This is a genomic window from Mesorhizobium sp. WSM4828, from assembly GCF_055811175.1.
In genome coordinates this window covers 1-17,006 of the sequence record NZ_JBVVQK010000042.1, presented here as the reverse complement: position 1 = coordinate 17,006, position 17,006 = coordinate 1, and the positions used below count along the sequence as shown (strand labels likewise).

Genomic DNA, 17,006 nt, shown 5'->3' with positions numbered 1-17,006 from the left:
GCTCGCGACGGCGCGAGACCACAAGAATTCATAGAGAGGCAAGAAACGAAACGCTTGGCGCGAAGAAGTATTCGCCGCCGAGCATTGTCACGAAGTTTGACATCAGGAACGATTTGGCTGCCGGATTGCCGTTGATCGGCCACAGTTGCGCCGCGCCTGCTGCGTTGTTACCAAGCGTCGCATCGGGTCCGACGCCGGTCTTCACGAAGTCGTTGGAGTCAGCACCTTCCTGCTGAATCACGAACTGGATCAGCTGAGACTGATAGCACATGAACAGAAGACCGACGCCTGACTCGGGCGGCGGAAGCGTCGAATCCGGCAGTAGGTCGGGCCGCTCGCCAAACGGGATTCCGCGCCGCAGTATCCGCCTGCTTCGCTCGAATTCTTCCGTTTGATCCAGAAAGGCAACTGTATCTCCGCGTGGGTTGGTCTTTCGAACGTGGGATTGATAGGGACACAGCGCCGCCTTCAAGTCGGATTTGAAATTGAAGTCGTTCGCATCTTTCCCAGGCTGAGGCGCAGTCGCTGGCATTACTGGCTTGCCGTTGCGATGACGGCCAACAGCCAAGGCAGCGGCGTCATCGGCGCTAACCCCAAGAGCGCTTGCGAGGGCGTCCCGCGCAGTGCGGAACGCCTTGACGTTTTGCCCGAGCTTGCGGAACACCACATAGCTGCCGAACTCGTCCGGTCGGTTCGGCTCCCCGACAAATCCAAGAGAAAGCGGAGCCCCGGGATTCCAATTTGCGCCCCCCCGCTCGGCGATCTCGTCGTCGATGTCCTCCTTGATCATACGTGGTTGGCTAATGCCGTCCTGATGGCCGAAGTGCTCGATCTCGATGTTTTCACGTCCATCGCCGAAATCAAAGTTTTGAACGTCGCCGCGCTCAACAAACGTGTGTTCGCTGGTCGGCGCCAATTCCTTGATCAGCACATCGACGGTCAGATCGAGCCGATCACGATCGTCGTCGCCTACAAGCACCATCGCGTCGATCCGCCCCCGGAAGTTTGGCTCCCATGTTCTTGGGGGTGGATCTGCGACGACGTTTCGTTCACCAGCAGGTACGGACTTCATACCGGACCGAAAATAGACGTCGGCTGGCGTGACACTGTCGGCGATTCCGAGCCGGACATAGCCGTGATAGGATAGAAAAAAGGCGACGAATGGGTGGCCCTTGTCGCGCTTCGCTCTGTATTCCTTGATCTGTTCATCTTGCTTTTTCGCCGAGGTGAGGCGGCGGGACAGCTCGCCTGAGATCCAGGCCCGGCCAGCCTGGGCGTTTCCATTGAAGGTGACGAAAATCTGCGCCGTATGCAGCCGATCGTGACCTTTCAGGATATTGCCCTGGACCCGCTGCATGAACGCGGGAGCATCGGGATGGTTGGTGTCTAGAGAAGACGTCAGAAGATCTTGTAGCGACACGGTCCACCTCTTTCCGTCGAGAGAATTGAATGCCCAAATACCCGTTATACCGCCACCGGTGGGAACACATCCGACTCTCGAACCCGTCGCGCAAATTCTGTAATCAGGCGCGACGAATCGGCGTTTTCATAGCGGGCGACTACCGCGCTGAAGAGATTGGGGTCGTCCGCACGGAAATCTGTGATCTTGATTCGGTCACTGGGCGGTCGGTCGCGGTCTGTTCGCAGTAACCCGTCGGCGATCAGTCCAAGATGCCAAGATCTGGAGAACAATAGAGAATCAGGATTCGCACCATCGATGCGAAGGACCGAATCAAGAAATGGCGACCAGTTAAACCAATCGGCCGGCGAATTCATCGTGTGCCGAGTAGGTCCGCTCGACTGAGGATCGTCGGGTAACAAGTTTCCACCGAATTTCCAAAAACTATCGAAGACGCTTGCAGACGGAGCTGGGCTTCCATAAAAAGATTTAACAATGCGGCCTTGATGCTTGGAAATATAGTCGATCGATTCCCTAATCGGTCCTTGAGCAATGTGTTTAGTCCAGACGTCGCTGCTGCCGTCTCGCAATGCAAAATCGAGCCAAAGCGGAACGCTATCGCCCATGAAACCAGAGACGTGTTTTCTCGTTTGCTCGGAGGATTTATAAAGGAAAAAATCATCGAATTCTCGCCAGAATCGAATATGCACATCAATGTCTACTGTTGAAGCTGTAAGGAGCGCTTCTCTATTTTCTCGACGATCAGGCAGGCTCTCAGGGCATCCCAAATTGATCCAGCGTTCGATCGTTGCGATTTCCTCCTCGGAGGCTGGTGGTCGCCGCGATGGCATGCGGTTAAAGCGGGCACCGGGCGGACGTGGGTCAAGATTGCGTCCGAACGGGGCCAAACCGCGAAATGCCTTGATCAGGTTTGACTCGGCCGAGTCTCCGATAGAGATGATCGGGAGGCCAAAAATACTCAGGCTTACGAACTCGTCGCGCGACTTACCTCGCCAGAACGGTCCGTGCATTCCTATATTTTCGTAGTTTACAAGCTTGTCGAGGATTTCTTGTACCTGAACAAAGCTTGCCATGGCTGTTTCCTCGGATTGAGCGCGAATGATCGGTCGTTGATCAAAGTGGTCACGAAATTCTAAGGTCGCTAGACCAGCGTTGCGGTGTTTCAATGCGCGGCGCCTGGCCGCCACGCAGCACGCTGTTGCCCTGAAACAGATTGCGCTGGTCGACCGGCTCCGGGTTGGTCCAGTCGGTTTCCTGCATCGCCCCCGACAGCCCGTAAACAGCGAGGGCGTTGTCGTAGGTCACCTTACGGATCGCCTCGCTGGCTAAGCCGCGCTGTGCCATCAAAGCGGCGGTCTTCGGCACCGCCAAGGGATCTGAGACGCCCCAGTCGCAAGCAGAGTCGACAATGATGCGCTCGGGCCCGTAGATGCGGACGATCTCGGTGAGGCGCTCATTGCCCATCTTGGTGTGAGGATAGATCGAGAAAGCGGCGAAGTAGCCTCGGTCCAGCACATCGCGCACTGTGTCTTCGGTGTTGTGGTCGATCACGCAATGACCCGGATCAAAGCCGTGCTCGGCCAGCACATCCAGGGTCCGCAAAGTACCGTGATGTTTGTCGCGATGCGGCGTGTGGATCATAATCGGAAGATCGAGTTCGATAGCAAGATCGATCTGGATTCGCAGGCACTTGTCTTCTTGTGCAGTTTGTTCGTCGTAACCGAGTTCGCCGAGCGCCACCACTCCTTCTTTGACCGCGAAGGTGGGCAAGGCATCGAGAACCGCCTCGGCGAGCGCTTCGTTGTTGGCTTCCTTCGGATTGAGTCCGATGCAGCAGTAATGGCGGATGCCGAATTGCCCGGCACGAAATTTTTCAAATCCCAAAATGGCAGAGAGATAGTCCAGATAGCTGCCGAGATTGGTACGCGGCTGGCCAAGCCAGAACGATGGCTCGATGACCGCGACCACGCCGGCGCGGGCCATTGCTTCGTAATCATTCGTGCTGCGCGATATCATATGCGCATGAGGGTCAATGAACATCGTCCCAGCAGTTCGCGGAATGGCGTTCGCGCCAGCATCGAATTCGACCTCGATCGAACCGTTGTGTTTCCATTTCAGACGTGATCCGCAACAAGGACAACCGAACTTATTGTCGGCAGGCTGCCCGGATACGTCACTAAAATTACTCGGATCGTTGTCCACTGCCACCCCCAGTATGCTTCACAAGTACCTCGACCCCCGCTCAGCAAAACAAACCGTCCGCCAGCGCGTACGCAGTCGGTTGCAATGTCACTTCCGAATTCAAAATAACTTGCCGAAATACATCGCTAATCTCAGGCCGAGTCAATGTCTTCCCCCGATATATCTCTACCTGCTGTAGAAAGGCGTCGGCGAATGCCAACTTTCTGCCCTCCAGATCCGGCGCTCCGCGAAAGCCTGATGCATTTCGTTGAGAGCCGACCGCGCCTGTTCGATGCGATCACTCGCACCATAGAAGGGCTCGCAGGTGCGGCTCTCGTCGCCCTGGCAGTCCATAAAATACTGCTTCTCTGATCCGAGCCTGCTCTATCTGGCATTGGACGATGCGGACAAGCGCCCCCTTGTAATCGATCAGCCCGAGTAGAAATTGGACCCCAGTCGGGGTTCTATGAACTCGTTGCCCTGTTCCTGGCCGCCAAGGCCAAACGCCAGGTGATCATAGTTACTCTCAACGCCAATGACGTCATCAACACGGATGCGGATCAGATCATCGTCGCCGATGCCGGGCGCAACAGGCGGACTTCCCCGATCACCTATAAGGCCTGGCGGCCTGGAAAAACGCGGCCGTATGCGACATCCTCAAGGCCGGCGAGGAAGCCTTCCGGGAGCGCGCACGGAGGCTGCGGGTCAGATTAGATCGCTAAGAAGTTTTCCCCTACTGCCGAGCCTCAGTCTCGCCTCCGGGGATAGGCTACGCGTTCTGAGCCCATCTGAAGACCAGGACTAGATCTATGACTGAGCCCTAGGCAACATAAGCACCTGCCTTCCGTGCACTTTCTTGGCCAGACCGTTTGCAGTTTAGGTTCCCTATCGAAACGAAACAGCGATCATTCTCGATTCAGGTTGATAGCACTTCTCAGGGTTTGGCTTGGCGTAAGGTTTTCTGCTAAGTCCTGCAGCGTCGAATCTGATGCTCACGAAAGTGCAATAAGAATATGTCCGAAACGGCATTTCAGTTCCTGTTGCAATATGAGGGTCAGCCCTTCTACCCGTCTCGATGCTTCATAATAGCTGACCCGAAGAGCAAAGATCGTAATCAGTGGACCCTCCAACTGGATTCGCCCCAAGACGCCCCCTGGGTTTACCAACTGGATGACATAAAGGATTGGATGTTGCACGGCAGCAAGGCGGTGCGGCAGATCATATACGATCGAAAGGATCCTCGCACCCCTTACCGAGACTTGGAGCGGGACGAGGTGTTTCGCGAATACCTTAGAAAAATATTGGAAAAACTACCCCCGGAATATCAATCCCGTCGAAAATACGCCTTGATGCCGTCCATTGCGGACGAAAAAACGCGTACTCGCTATAAGCGTGCCGTGGAGGCCGCCATTCCCGGGATAGCCGTTGTACCAGAACCGGAGATGGTTGCTGAGTATTTTTCGCCTCCTGAAGCGAACCCTGGAACTCGAAGCTGGACGAAACAACGTCCTCCTGGTGGTCGATGTGGGCGCTGCGACTACCAATATGACTTTGGTTCTCAGTCGCCGTGATCAAAGTATTGTCAGCCCCGATTCAAAGGGGGCACAGCGTGACCTGCGGCTTCGTGCCCTTCGAGGCGACAGCGTCGGTCACGCGGGCCGTTGGGTCGATCAGCGCCTTTGCGAGCTCCTTGGAGTCGACGTCACCGATGCGGCGTTGCGAGCAATCGAAGACGCGAAAGTTCGATCAAGCTCGGGTGGAACGGCGATTACCTTCAAAGTGCCATTGTCCGAAAAGCAGCTCACGATCGATCGACAGACGCTTGTGTCTGTGTCGGTAGAACTTTGGAGCGGCCTGCGCCCTCTCTTCGAACGACTTTGTGAGCGGCTTTACGACAACCAGACGTCCTCGGCGGACGCGAAGCGCAAGAGCAAGGACCTTTTCGAACAGCGTCGCGTGACCGGTCCAAGTGATGCCCATCGTTTGATCGACACAATTTTGTTGGCTGGCGGAACAAGTCTGCTCCCTGGCTTCCAGGATGCGATGATGGAGACGCTCTTTCCTGATGGCGATCAGCCTGAGGTCCTTCGGGTTGGGAGCTCGTTTGCAATTGCTGCAGCGGTCGGTGGGCTCGCCCACATTCTGCACAACTACGATCCGCCGCGCCTTCGCGAGGCGAACGAGCAGGGCAGGGACGTTTTTACCGCTCCGCTCGAATCGACACTTCCCTATCCGCTGTTGCTGGGGATGAAGCAGTCCGCAGACCGCGAACAACAAATTATCGTGCTTGATCCAAACGATCCGTTTGTCGACGACGGCGGAAAGCGTCAGATCGAAGATCTACCCGCACTTGCAAAAGGATCGCAGCCAAAAACACGGCTGGTCCCAGGACCCGCTGCGGGTATGTCCGCTCGGCAGGGACGTCAGTTGCGTGCCATGAAGGTACGTGAGTCGCCTGGCAAGATGGAGCTCGAATGGGATCCGATTCGCGAGCGCGCAGCAATCCATTCGAACCAAGTCGACGAAACGGGTCATCTCTGGATCGATGCCCATATGCTCCGCAAGCGTCAGGAACCAGCTTTGGATCCGTTTGATGAACTGTTGGACTCGGAGGCATTGGCCGTAGACGGTGCGAATGACATTATTCTGGACTTGGGCATGTCCAAAATCGTTGCGGTGACTGCGAACCGCGGCTGGACATCAGCCCAAGAACTTGAGCGTGTTGTGCGCGGGGGGTAAACGTTGACGGTCGCGCGCCCGGCACGACTGCGGAAAAGAAAGACGATCGGGAGACAGCACGCCCAGATTTTCTTGATCGCAGCCCTCAGCAACCGATTGCTAAGGCCAAGGCGGCCGAGGTAGCGAAAAGGCAGAGCCTCACGCGAAACCTCGTACCTGACAATGGCGATATCGGGAAGAACAGCACAGAGAAAAAAGACAAATCCGGATCGTTCGCGCCGACTGAACCGGCTGCAGAGCCCGGCCTAACACCCTCAACGCAAGCTAAGCCCAATGAGGAAGACCGCTTCGATTGGGGGGAACGCGTTGCAGACTCCGAGTTTTCGCAGGCCCTGGCATCACTCAAGGATACTGTCAAATCCGCAGAACCCCATCTGCACTTCGACGACGTGGTCGTGGCTCTGCTCGCGCTCGCTGTGCGGCCATTCGTGCTCCTTGCGGGGCCTCCGGGGTGTGGAAAGTCGACACTTGTCCGGCTTATTGCGCGCATGCTTGGCAAGAAAATTGGCGAGACTTTTCACGAAGTCGCCGTGCAAGCGCATTGGGAAAACGATGGCGTTCTCTTTGGCGAAACGGGCCTCTTAAGCCACCTCCTCAAAGAGAGAACGCTGTCGCATCTGATCCTCTTTGATGAGTTCAACCTCACACGGCCGGAGTACTATATGTCACGGCTTTTTCATGCATTGGACGGCGGAAACGGCGTGATCGCGCAAGACACAACGATTGCTCCGTGCCGCGTTTTTGGCACGTTGAACATCGATGACTCGTCGCGTCCACCCTCACCAAAGGTCCTGGACCGGTGCTTCCTTCTTGAGCTCAAGCAAGTCTCGTGGGACATGGAAGGGCCAGCCGGGCTCTCGAACCTGGCGTCAATTCCTCCTCTTCCAGGCCTGCCGGCCATATCAGTTGGTGGCGCAAACATCGATGCACGGGTCGATGCAGTGTTGCAAGCGCTGCACTTGCGGTTCACGATCATGAACTCCGACACGACCTTCTTCCCTCTCGCCGGGTGCTCTCGGACATCAAAGCGCTGCTCAATTTGCACCACAGGCTGGACCTTCAGGGCAAAGGATTGTTGGACCGGGATGAATTGGTGGACCGTGTAATCGCGAGCCGTATCCTGGTAAAGCTGTCGGGAGCGTTCGATCAACTGCAACCAGCGTTGGACGCGCTAGAGAAGGTCGTCGATGGCGTCGACGAACTCCCCAGAACACGTCGGCGTCTGAAACTGGCGCGTCAGCAAGCGCGTCTCGGATTCATTTCGCCTTGGCAGTAGACAGGTCCACCATTGAAGTTGTCCGCGTGATGGGAGCGGATGGTGTCGGTGTTGAGCATCGATGGGAGCCGAACACCTGGTATCTCGTCCGCGACGACTCCCCCTATATCGACATCTTGACCCGCGGCATTGTCGCGCAAGCGAAGGACGTCCACACGAAGCTAGTCCCTCTTGCCGAGCCGGCCGAAGACGGCACCCAGTGGCAGCGATGGAGCTTCGAAAGTGAATTGGCAAGACAGCGTCGTCTGGGCGAAATCAGCCTTCCGCTCAAGACTCCGAAAAGCTGCACGTTGCGTTGCTATGTCATTCCAACGGCGCTGCTAAACTACCGCGACGTAGTAGCGATGGTCGAAGATATCGAAGCCGAGCTTGGGTTTGCGGCGGCCTGGGATATGTTTGCCGATCGCCCCGAGCGATCATGGCGCCGCGGCAGCAACAGCGGCGGCATAACGATGCCCTCCGAACTCATTCGTCTGGTTGACGAGGAGTTGCGCGCTGCGCACTCGATACGCCGTGATCCGTTTAGCGAGCTGGGACCCCAGTCAAGACGTGGCGTTCCGCTGGCAGAGAACGCAATCGTCTCGCATTGGGCAATGCGCAGATGGAGTCAGATGCGGGATTCGGCTGATGCTGTCACAAGCAAGTTGAAGTCGCTTCGGTTGAGAGGTGGCCGCCGGAACCCTGAAAAACGGCAGGAGAAGATCGACGCAGAGATCAGGCAGCTCACCCCAATTGAGCAACGATTGGGAGATTTAAAGAGCGTTCTGGCGCGTCTCGGCAACGATTTGGAACTGACGACTTTTAGTCCGTTGTTTCAGCGCGACTTTCGTCTTCGGCAACTTCTTCGTGCCTTTGCCCCAGCTTATTCCGAGACGCTTTCCGAGGTTGAATCTGCGAAGTCGCACTATCCACCCGTGTTTCTCAACAGTTTGTGGGAGCTCTGGGGAGCAGTTTGGCTGGTGAAGGAATTGCGGCGTTTGGGCTTCTCTGGCTCCCATTCGACGAATGCAGCTGATCTGGCCAAGTCCTGCTCTTGGCGCCTGAAACGAGATGATGTCGTTCTTGAACTGGATTACGAGGCGGAACCTGTGTTCGTCGACTACGAGAAACTTCCGCCGGCGCACGAACGCTATGTCCCTGCACTCGAGTGGGCGGCACGCAATCAGGAACTCGACGCTGAGCGTCCCTTTCTTGGATTGGAGCTTCGTTGCTCACCTGATTATCTAATCAGGATCACGACGCCGAATGGAAAGTCACTGATGGTTGGCGACGCATGCCTGGCAAGTCCTAAGCATCACGGAAAGAACAACAAACTCGACGTCAAGCCGCACACGGTCGAGATGTATAGGAGAACGCTCGGGTGGTCGATCGAAGCTCATCTTGTTCGGTGCCACCCAATGGGCGGTTTCGTCGTATTCCCGCCACCTGCAGGCGCGTGGGTGGATTTTGAGCGCCTACCCGGTGCGGGCGACTGCACCATCCTTTCCCCAAGCCCGCAAGGTGACCCGGAAGCAAGTCGTCGGTTGGAAAGCTTGCTTATGATCGTGGTGCCGGAGATTTTTGAGTAGCAAACGGGCAATACGGTGCTGTTGCTGGCATTGTGCAGCCCCACCAAAATGATTGCTTGAGTGGCTGATTTTTATTGTTCTGAAGGGGCCCACGGCGTGGACTCGAACCCCCTATTTGGTCGCACGCCCGCCAGTCATTTCGGTCATTGACCTACTCTGCCGCAGCCTCAAAGCTGACTTCGCACGATAGCGCTGGAATCTTATTTGCTGGCGAACGACAACGAACCAAATGGAGAGCGGATGCCCAAAGTCAAAGGTGAGAGTGCTCTCAACAAGGAGCGCGCCAAAACAGAGAAGCTCCTCAAAAAGGTAAGGATATACGGCTTTGAAGGAGGCTGGTGTGGTATCCAGGCGACCCGACCTCCCCAACCTTAAGATTGAAAAGCGAGGGGCGTAGCGCGCCCACTGTCCTGCACGCCGACTTCATTGGCTCATGCTCGACTAATTTGGTCGCCGCACACTAGACTTTTCGCTACCGGCCCACGCTGGCAGCATGCTACACGACGTGAGTCCCGAATAAGCGACCCGGAACCAATCGATCCTCCTCTTTTAGCTTGGAAATACAAGATATTTTCCGTATTGGCTTGGTCGCTCGGTCCGCTAAAACAAAGTGAGATCGGTACAGGGGGATGAGTGCGTGGACAACGCCACACTTCAAGGGTTCCTGAACAAGGGTCTGATCGACGTCGGCGGGGACGACACCAAGCTAGAGAAGCTTTCGCAGGCCGCAAAGGACCTCGGGGACGCGCTGAAAAAGAACCCGTCTAAAGCGCTGAGCTACTCCCTCATCGCGTTCGACCCCAACGCGCCCGAGGATGACCCCGTGGTCCAGGAGGCGCTGGCGGCGCTCCAGAACAGGTGGACAACCTACCGCAACACTTTCGCGGCGACGCCGATCGCGGTGATCCGCGCCATTCTGCTCGACGCGCTGGTCAATGCCGCCGCAGAGGACGACCGCGTCGGCGTGTGCTTCATCGCGTCGGCGCGCAACGCGCTCCCGCTCCTGCCCGTCGATAACGAGCGCGACATCTGGATCGGCACCGTCGAGCAGGTCGAGCGCCGCGTCGACGCCCGCGCGGAAGAAGAGTGGGCGACGCCGGAGACCATCTCGGTCCAGCCGATGAAGTACCAGGTCCCGACCCTAACCGTACCAGATGTCAAGATCGGCGAGGCGTCCCAGACCGACCTGCAGAACGGCATGACCGCGGCCGCTGGCCCGTCGTCTCACCACCCTCAGCAAGGTGGCGTCGCCACAGGTGGCAATCCGCACTGGCCTCAACAGCAACAGCAGTGGGTCTACGAATTCGGGAAGCGGTCCGGGACGGCGATCGCCGCCGCGATCAACGCCGCCATGTCCGAGATCGAAGTCAGCCAGCCGGACTTGGCCGAGCCTTTCAGCAAGTTGGCCACAGCGGTTTCCGGCTACGTTGACGACACGCTAAAGTCAATCAGCGCCGCCACCGCCGGGCTCCAGCGCCGCACCAATCTTCTCTGGTGGCGCGAGGCGCTGTACTCGCCCTCGGCCGGTAAGAGCTACCGTGAACTCCCACCCTCGGTCGCCGCCGCGCTCATGGCGTTCGACCTGTTCGAAACGGTCCCGCTGTTCTCGCCCGCGAGCGTGTCGGCGTTCCTGGGCGAGGCGGTCCTCCGCCTGAAGGGTACAGCGGATGGCAGCAAGCGGCCCGTGAGTGACCTCGTCGCTGAGGCCCAGGACCACGACGGACTCGCCTCGCTCCGAGCCGCCGCCGGCAACCTCGCGGCGGCGCCGGACGGGCGCGGGCCACTGCTCGCCCTGATCGGCCACCCTGCGCACACCGGCGCACGGAACGCGGACCACTTCCAGCGGCTCACCGGCGTCCTGGCCAGTTCCGAGCTCGACGCGGTGGCGTGGGCAGGATGGCTCTTCCGAGAGCTCCAGGCCTCGAAGGCGGCGACAGACGCCTCGCCTGCCAAGCGTCGCTCCGCGAAGAAGAGCTGACCCGTGGAGAAGTGCGCGCAGGCGACGTGCTTCGTACCCGACACCGGCTGCGACCTCGGCCACACGGACCTGTCGAAGTGCCCGATCTGGCATGGCGCCAAGGTGACCGACACAGCCGACGAGGACCTCTCGGGCGAGATGCTGATGCCGTGGTCCGGCAGCGCGTTGGGCCTCGCGGATCTAGGATTCGTGTCTGGGCGCGGCAAGCCCATCGTCATCGGCGTCGTGGGGCCGCAGAACGCTGGCAAGACGACTCTGCTCGCGGCATGGTACCTGCTGCTCGGTCGAGGCCTGGCCGGCACCAAGGGCCAGCTGTTCGCTGGATCCTACACGCTCTCCGGGTGGGAGGCGGTCGCGGGTTCGATGCGGTGGGCACCGGGCCAGCCGCCGCGCTTCCCCGCCCACACGACCAGTCGCGGCGGAAGGGCGCCGGGGCTCCTGCACCTGACCTTTCGCGACGAGAACGGCGACCGGCCGGTCGACTACCTCTTCACCGACGCGCCCGGCGAATGGTTCCAGCGATGGGCTATCAACAGGGATTCTGACGAGGGGGCAGGCGCGCGCTGGGTGTCGGATAACGCCGACGCCTTCATGATCGTGGCTGACCGCGAGGCGCTCGCCGGCGAATCGATGGGCGCGGCGCGCGGCTCGCTGCAGCGCATCGCAAAGCGCCTGGGCGCCGAACGGGGCGGCCGTCCCGTCGCTCTCGTCTGGACCAAGTCCGACGTCGACATTCCTCCGGAGATGGAGGAGGCCGTCCGCGGTGCCGTCACCGACGCGATGTCCGACGCGGTCGAGCACTCGGTCAGCGTGGTCGGGGCGCCCGACGGCGATCCGCTGCTGAACAAGGGCGCTGGGCTGGTCGAGCTCCTCCAGTGGGCGATTGGCGTCAGACGGCCCGGCGTCCGGCTGCCGCCGCCGGCATCAACATCCGACGACCCCCTGTTCATCTATGGGAACAGGAAGCCGTGAGCCAGACGTCCAACTCGATCCTCCTCGTCGGCGAGAGCGGCGTCGGTAAGACGCACTACGGGGCTCAGCTGCTCCGCCGCCTCATGCGGATCCCGGGAGCGCTGCGCATGAACGGCGCGGCCACCAACCTTGAGGCCTTCGAGGCCGCGCTCGAGAGCCTCGACGAGGGACGGGCCGCGGGTCACACCGCACGGTCCGTCAACGTCGACAGCGTCTGGCCGGTGGTCGATGCAGACGGCCGCGAGGCCGACCTGGTCTGGCCTGAATATGGCGGCGAGCAAATCAAGTCCGTGATCGAGAACCGGCGACTCCCCGACGCTTGGCAAAAGCGCGTCGACGAGGCCGACGCGTGGCTGCTGCTCATCCGACTCCAGCAGACGAGCGTCGGCGACGACATGTTCTCCAAGCCACTGGCCGGTCTGAAGGGCGTCTCGGTCGAGAACAGGGAGGTGCATCCGTCCGACCAGGCCAGGCTGGTGGAGCTGCTCCAAATGCTCATCTTCTCCCATCGGTCCACGTCCAGGTCGCACCGCCTCCCACGCCTCGGTGTGCTCCTCACCTGCTGGGACGAGGCGGGGATCGCACATACCCCGTCGGAGGCTCTGGAAGCGCGACTGCCGCTCGTTTCGGCGTTCGTGCGGTCGAACTGGCGGCAGCCGCTGATCATGGGCCTCTCCGCGCTCGAACGCCCGCTCAGCCCCACGACTCGCGACATGGAATACGCCAGTAAGGGCCCCGAGCACTTCGGCTACGTCGTCGACGCGAACGGCACGAAGAGCGGCGACCTTGCCTTGCCGATCTACCACCTGCTCGACGCCGGCGCCTGAGCGGACGGGAAGCGGAGGATGCGCGTCGACCAGGCGATCTACGGCACCGTCAAGCTTGGGCACGCCCTCAGGTACGCGAGCGGCGACCGCAAGCTCGCGGGCGAGCTGGCGCAGCGCCTCGACCTGCCGGACACGGAGCCCCAAGGCGTCGACTGGTCGCCCGTCACGTCGGGGTTCGCCGTACGCGACCGGTACGTTGTCGCGCGGACGTTCAGCGATCCGTCGGTTGGCCGGTCAGGCATGGTAGTCACCCACGCGCTGATCTGCGACCTGGACGAGATCGCTGCGTTGGACGACCTCCGCCCGCTGCTTGCGCACCTCATCACGTCGTTTGACGCGGTGCCGGCGGCCGTCGAGGCGCTCGAGGTGACTCCGGTACCGGGAATGCCGCCAATGACATCCGATCTCGCGGATACGGCGCGGGCGCTCGTCAGCCGCGGCTCCGGCCCGGTGGTGCGGATCGGATCCGACGGCTTCGAGAAGCTCATGGTCGCGCTGTGGGGACGCCTATGGCCCGCCCTGCGGCGCAAGCTCTACTTCCGGCTGAGCTTCGGCCCGAAGGACGTGGTGGAAAAGCCGGAGCCGACGATCGTCTGCACGCCAACCTCCCTCGTCGGGCGGTGGCAACAGCAGCAGCGGATCGTTGGCCGGAGCGGCGCCGAGCGGCCCCGGGCCGCTGGAATGATCGACGGCTCGGCCAACGGCGCCGAGCTGCGGGAGTTCGGCGACAGGATCGGCGCGAACCTTGACGACTTCCAGGAGCTCCAGCTGCTCGAGCAGGCGCACGCCGTCGCATCCACGACGCCCAACACCGTCGCGCGGCTCGTCTCGGCCGCCCGTTTGATCGAGCGGCTCTCGCCGGATCCCAAGCGGGGCGAGGTCGAGAAACGCACCATCGTCGAGCGTCTCGTCGAAGTACTCCCGACGGCTCAGCCATCGGAGATCCTGACGCTGCGCAACCTCGCGCTCCCGGGTCTCGAGACGAGCGGCCTCGTCTGGCAGGCGCTCGAGCTATGGTTCGAACAAAACAACTATCTTCCTTCAGACGATGCCGACATGGTGACCATCGTCGCCGAGGCGCTGATCGGCGACGATGCCATCGTACCCTGGCGCGAGGCCGCGAGGCGGGGCCTGGACCGCTCGGCCGTTGCGACGGGTGGCCAGTTTGCCGCCGGGTTCTGGCGCTGGGCGAAGTCCGAGCCCCGAGTCTCCCCGCGGCTCGTCGCGCTGGTCGCGAGCGACCGGAAGGGACTGGAGGCGCTCGAGGCCGCGACCCCGACAGACCTGGATACCGCCACCGCCAAGCCGATCATCGCTTCTGCCGCGAGGCAGAAGCTCTTTCGGCTGCACGCCATCGCGGTCGGCGCGAGCATGAATCCGGCGGACGCGGCGAGCGCCCAGAGCGCCGTGGAGCCGGGTGCCGACGTCACCGCGATGCGGCTCGCGATGCGCCGCGCGAAGCCTGGCGAGATCCTCGACGCGGTGGCCACGATTCCCGACGCACGGGTGCTCACGATCGCGGGCGAGGCGGTGGCGAAGGACCCGACGCTCCTGGGGAGGCGGGACATGTCGACCGCCCCGAACCGGCGCATCTGGGTGGCAGCACTGAAGGCTGACACGGGAGCGTGGCGTGGGCCCGAGGACCCGCGGAAGGCGTTCAACCAGCTTCTCGACGAGCAGATCGACGGCGGCAGGCCGCCGGCGGAACTCCTCCACCTCCTGTCCGCATCGCCGCTTGCAGACCTGACGACTTACCCGCGGAGGAGCAAGGTCTGGGATAAGGTGCCGACGGCCACCCGGGATCGTCTGCTCGCGGCGACGACGGACGGCTGGTTCGCGAGCGCGGGAGCCGGTCAGCAAAACACCACGATCGAGCCTGAACTGGTTGAACGGATCGTCCGCGATCCGCGGCTCGACCAGCTCCTTCTGCGCCTCGCGGCCGGGAGGCTCGCGGAAGGTCTCCACCTCATCGACGGACTCGGCGGGCTCGACCACGCGCGCTTCCGGCGGTGGGTCTCGACCGCGGTCCGCGCGGTCCGGTCGATCACCCCGGCCGATGCCGACCTGCTCGGACGGGCCCTCGCATCGCGCGGACGAAGCGACATCGTCGACGACCTGATCTCGATCTACCGGGCCGGCCGGAACGACGTCGCGCCGGTGCTCCGCCACTGCCTCGGCCTGATCGGTCTGGTCGAGCGCTGGTTCCTCGGGCTCTCGCCCGTGAGCGCCAGTGAGAAGTGGGACGTGCTCACCGAGCTGGCCGCCGAGCTCTTTCCGAACGGGCCGGACCAGGACGCGCTGTGGGAGCGGTCCGGCGGACGGGACGCCGACCTTCGTCACCACGGTACCGGCAAGGAGCGTTGGCGTGGTGCGATCCGCGACATCCAAAACGGAAGGCAACCCCGCGTCTCGAGGCTGATCCAGCAGATGCGGGCCGACTTCCCCGAGAATTCCAACCTTAGGCTGATGGCCAACGACCCGCTGTTCCGGAACTGAGTTGGCGGCGGAAGATACCCGATGGAGTTCTTAATGAAATTCGACCAAGGCCGGGCGGTAATCATTGGCGTCGCCAACTATGAGGCGGTCGGGGGTCTTCCCGCCGCTGTGCTCAATGACGCGCTCGACACCGCCGAGACCCTCAAATCGTCAGCGTACTGCGGCTATCGGGAGGCGAACGTCACTGTCCTCACCGACGACGCGGCCACGCTCGAAAACATCCGCAAAGCGCTTGCCGACCTCGCGGCGACCGCGACCGCCGACGATACCGTCGCGATCTTCTTCTCGGGCCACGGGGCGCGCATCGGCAGTGGCGCCGAGGCGACGAGTGCGCTCGTCCCCTACGATTGCAAGCTCACGGACGTCGCAGGAACTTCGCTCGGCGAGGCCGAGCTGTCCGCCGCGATCGCCGCCATCAAGGCGCCGCGGGTCATCCTCGTCGTCGACGCGTGCCATGCCGCCGGCGCCGCCACGCTCAAGTCCGGCCTGGGCGAGGATGAGGAGGACGGGATCGACGGAGGGTTCGACGAGAAGTCGCTGCAGCAACTGGCGCGGGGGACTGGCCGGGTTGTGCTCGCGTCGTCGCGCGCGACTGAGACGTCTCTGGTGCTTAGACGCGAGCGGAACAGCGTGTTCACGACCGCGATGCTCTCCGGCCTCAAGGGCGCTGCCACCGCCGCCAGCGACGGGACCATCCGGGTATTTGACCTGTTCAACCACGTGTCCGAGACGGTCAGGCAGTCCGTCCCGGGAAGGCAGCACCCAGTGTTCAAGGCGAGCGACCTTGAGGAGAATTTCCCCGTCGCACTCGCGCTCGGCGGCACCAAGTCGATCTCGCCGGGCGTCGATCAGCGCCACCGGGACCTCGAGCAGATCATGCCGGACCTCTTCCCGCTCGGCCCGACGGACCAGGACATCTGGCTGCGGGCGGGCGGCGACGTCTCGCGCCTCAGGCTGAGCGGCAACGGACGAGCGCAGTGGTTCGCCGCGCTCCGCCTGATCTCCCTGGGCGGCGGCGGCAGCATTTCGCGCGAGAGCATGATCGACGCGGCGCTGGACGAATTCCCGGCCCACCGCGAGCTCAAGGCGTTGCGCTAATCCGCTCGGCCCGGGGTCGGCGATATCCCACATTTTCAGCAAGATCGAATTCGGGCTCGGTAGGCGTTCAAGCCAAAGTCGCATGCTTAGGCAGGAATACAGAAGTCCAGCTGCAGACATGCTCAAGCAAATGGCGCAGCTGGACAATATCCTCGGGGAAACCACGAGCAGGATCGCCTCGCCGTTCTTCAGCCTGTCGATCGACGGCGGCGACTAGCCTTGGAGGAAAGAGACAGAGGATGGGGGCGGTACATCATCAAACCATGACACAGACTTGAGGAAAGCATCCGACATCGGGTCGAAAGCGGTGGTTCCTACCATCATCTAATGGCAGCTATTCGCCAATTCACAGCCGAAAGAGGACAGTCCGCAGTCGTGAAGAGTTTCGGGCGCCGGCAGGCGTACGAAAGTCCCCGAGGAAGGAACCCGCGGGCCACAGGCGATGGCTATG

General features: G+C 61.2%; 11 protein-coding genes and 1 pseudogene. 9 read left to right on the top strand and 3 right to left on the bottom strand.

All coding sequences use genetic code 11. The features are described from left to right. Positions 1-28: 28 nt before the first annotated feature. From AC0L2X_RS29360 to AC0L2X_RS29350, 3 genes are read right to left on the bottom strand one after another with little or no spacing between them, the layout of a single operon-like run. The gene (locus AC0L2X_RS29360; RefSeq protein ID WP_473600867.1) at positions 29-1,420 is read right to left on the bottom strand and encodes a Dyp-type peroxidase; all 1,392 of its coding nucleotides are present in this window, start codon (positions 1,418-1,420) and stop codon (positions 29-31) included. Positions 1,421-1,464: 44 nt separating this feature from the next. Next, positions 1,465-2,493, bottom strand: coding sequence for a hypothetical protein (locus tag AC0L2X_RS29355; RefSeq protein WP_473600866.1), 1,029 nt, complete (start codon positions 2,491-2,493; stop codon positions 1,465-1,467). Positions 2,494-2,542: 49 nt separating this feature from the next. Further along, positions 2,543-3,622, bottom strand: a complete 1,080-nt coding sequence (locus tag AC0L2X_RS29350) for a TatD family hydrolase (RefSeq protein ID WP_473600865.1) — start codon at positions 3,620-3,622, stop codon at positions 2,543-2,545. A gap of 358 nt (positions 3,623-3,980) precedes the next feature. Here AC0L2X_RS29350 and AC0L2X_RS29345 point away from each other — a divergent pair. From AC0L2X_RS29345 to AC0L2X_RS29305, 9 genes and pseudogenes are all read left to right on the top strand, one after another. After that, positions 3,981-4,323, top strand: a pseudogene (locus AC0L2X_RS29345) (TrlF family AAA-like ATPase); the annotation flags it as partial. 703 nt (positions 4,324-5,026) lie between these two features. Further along, the gene (locus AC0L2X_RS29340; protein ID WP_473600864.1) at positions 5,027-6,340 is read left to right on the top strand and encodes a hypothetical protein; all 1,314 of its coding nucleotides are present in this window, start codon (positions 5,027-5,029) and stop codon (positions 6,338-6,340) included. Between the two features lie 389 nt (positions 6,341-6,729). Continuing rightward, positions 6,730-7,446 carry an AAA family ATPase gene (locus tag AC0L2X_RS29335; RefSeq protein WP_473600863.1) on the top strand — a complete coding sequence of 239 codons (717 nt, stop codon included), beginning with the start codon at positions 6,730-6,732 and terminating at the stop codon, positions 7,444-7,446. Between the two features lie 160 nt (positions 7,447-7,606). Then, on the top strand, positions 7,607-9,184 hold the full coding sequence (locus AC0L2X_RS29330; protein WP_473600862.1) for a hypothetical protein: 1,578 nt from the start codon (positions 7,607-7,609) through the stop codon (positions 9,182-9,184). A gap of 637 nt (positions 9,185-9,821) precedes the next feature. Next, a complete protein-coding gene (locus tag AC0L2X_RS29325; RefSeq protein WP_473600861.1) occupies positions 9,822-11,162 on the top strand; it encodes a GTPase-associated system all-helical protein GASH in 1,341 nt (446 codons plus the stop codon). A gap of 3 nt (positions 11,163-11,165) precedes the next feature. Beyond that, positions 11,166-12,134, top strand: a complete 969-nt coding sequence (locus AC0L2X_RS29320) for a TRAFAC clade GTPase domain-containing protein (protein ID WP_473600860.1) — start codon at positions 11,166-11,168, stop codon at positions 12,132-12,134. Continuing rightward, entirely contained in the window at positions 12,131-12,961 is an 831-nt protein-coding gene (locus AC0L2X_RS29315; protein WP_473600859.1) for a TRAFAC clade GTPase domain-containing protein, read from the top strand. Before AC0L2X_RS29320 ends, AC0L2X_RS29315 begins: the two co-directional genes overlap by 4 nt. An 18-nt stretch (positions 12,962-12,979) precedes the next feature. Next, the gene (locus AC0L2X_RS29310; protein ID WP_473600858.1) at positions 12,980-15,457 is read left to right on the top strand and encodes a GAP1-N1 domain-containing protein; all 2,478 of its coding nucleotides are present in this window, start codon (positions 12,980-12,982) and stop codon (positions 15,455-15,457) included. Between the two features lie 33 nt (positions 15,458-15,490). Beyond that, a complete protein-coding gene (locus tag AC0L2X_RS29305) occupies positions 15,491-16,555 on the top strand; it encodes a caspase family protein (RefSeq protein ID WP_473600857.1) in 1,065 nt (354 codons plus the stop codon). Positions 16,556-17,006: the final 451 nt, after the last annotated feature.

Coding starts and splice junctions, on each gene's coding strand:
- AC0L2X_RS29355 (WP_473600866.1), bottom strand. CDS start 2,493: ATGGCAAGCTTTGTTCAGGTACAAGAAATCCTCGACAAGCTTGTAAAC.
- AC0L2X_RS29310 (WP_473600858.1), top strand. CDS start 12,980: ATGCGCGTCGACCAGGCGATCTACGGCACCGTCAAGCTTGGGCACGCC.
- AC0L2X_RS29305 (WP_473600857.1), top strand. CDS start 15,491: ATGAAATTCGACCAAGGCCGGGCGGTAATCATTGGCGTCGCCAACTAT.